General features: G+C 62.5%; 1 protein-coding gene. It reads right to left on the reverse strand.

Annotated elements, in window-relative coordinates:
* Positions 1–1,560, reverse strand: a 1,560-nt coding sequence (locus NA986_RS15095; protein ID WP_439039725.1) for an autotransporter-associated beta strand repeat-containing protein, incomplete at both ends; no start/stop codon positions are given.

Raw genomic sequence — 1,560 nt, forward strand, 5'->3', positions numbered from 1 at the left:
CCGCTGATGGTGTTGTCGAACGTGCCGCCGGTGTTCAGCGCCAGCGTGGCGTTGTCGGTGACGTCGCCACTTCCCAGCGCATCAACGCTAGTGGCAATCAGCGTGCCGTCGTTGATGGTGGTGCCACCGGTATAAGTATTGCTGCCGGAAAGCGTGAGCGTGCCGTCGCCGGATTTTTCCACCTGCCCGCTGCCGCTGATGGCGTTGTCAAAATCGCCGCCAGTGTTCAGTTCCAGCACGGCGTTGTCGGTGACGTCGCCAGTCCCCAGAGCCTCAACGTTGCTGGCAACCAGCGTGCCGCCGCTGATAAGGGTGCCGCCGGAATAAGTATTGGTGCCGGAAAGCGTGAGCGTCTCGTCGCCGGATTTCACCACCTGGCCGCTGCCGCTGATGGCGTTGTCGAACGTGCCGCCGGTGTTCAGCTCCAGCGTGGCGTCGTCGGTGACGTCGCCGCTGCCCAGCGCGTCAACGTTAGTGGCGACCAGCGTGCCGTCGCTGATGGTGGTGCCGCCGGTATAGGTGTTTTCCGCATTCAGGATCAGCGTGCCTGCGCCCTGTTTGATCAGCGATGTGCCGTCCCAGCCGGTGGCGCTGGCGGGATCGAGCGTGGCGTCAACGTTTTCCAGCACCGTGTTGACCGCAAAACTGCCGTCGGCATTGGTCAGGTTAAACGTGCCGTGGGCATCGGTGACGGCGTCGTCGCGGTCGGCATACCATGTCAGGACGGTGGTCAGTTCGTACTGCTTGCCCGTGTCATCAATGCGGCCATCGACGGTGATAAAGTCGGCCAGATCGGCGTCCATTCCGGCGACGGTAAGCTTTTCGAAATCGCCCGCAATGGTTTTGTCTGACGCGATCAGGGTGAAGGTATCCAGATCGTCCGTGCTGGCGGGATCGCTGTCCAGCACATCGCCGACGCCGGTGATGTCCAGCGTACCGGCCAGCGAGACCTGAGAAGCGGCGTGGATAACAGGATCGACGGTGTTGCTGTTCAGGTTGATGGTCAGCGTGCTATCGCTTTTTTGCGTCAGCGTGGTCGCCTGTAGCGTGCTGCCTGCGCCGATTTCGGTGTTGCCGCCGCTTTCGGTGGTGAGATCCGTTACCGTAAACTGGCCGCTGGCGTCCAGCAACAGGCTGGCGCGGTTGTCGATAGCGCCCGTACCCAGCGCGTTGACGTGAGTGGCAATCAGCGTGCCGCCGCTGATGGTGGTAGCGCCGCTGTAGCTGTTGGCGCCTGAGAGCGTGAGCGTCTTGTCACCGGATTTCACCACCTGGCCGCTGCCGCTGATGGCGTTGTCAAAATCGCCCCCGGTGTTCAACTCCAGCGTGGCGTTGTTGGTGACGTCGCCAGTCCCCAGCGCCTCAACGTTGTTGGCGACCAGCGTGCCGCCGCTGATGGTGGTGCCGCCGGTGTAAGAATTGGTTCCGGAGAGCGTGAGCGTCTTGTCGCCGGATTTCACCACGCTGCCCGTACCGCCAATGTTGTTGGTAAAGTCACCGCCGGTGTTCAGCTCCAGCGTGGCGTTGTCGGTAACGTCGCCGCTGCCCAACGCCTCACGT

The sequence above is a fragment of the Salmonella sp. NW177 genome, from assembly GCF_051811585.1.
GTDB classification, from domain to species: domain Bacteria; phylum Pseudomonadota; class Gammaproteobacteria; order Enterobacterales; family Enterobacteriaceae; genus Salmonella; species Salmonella enterica.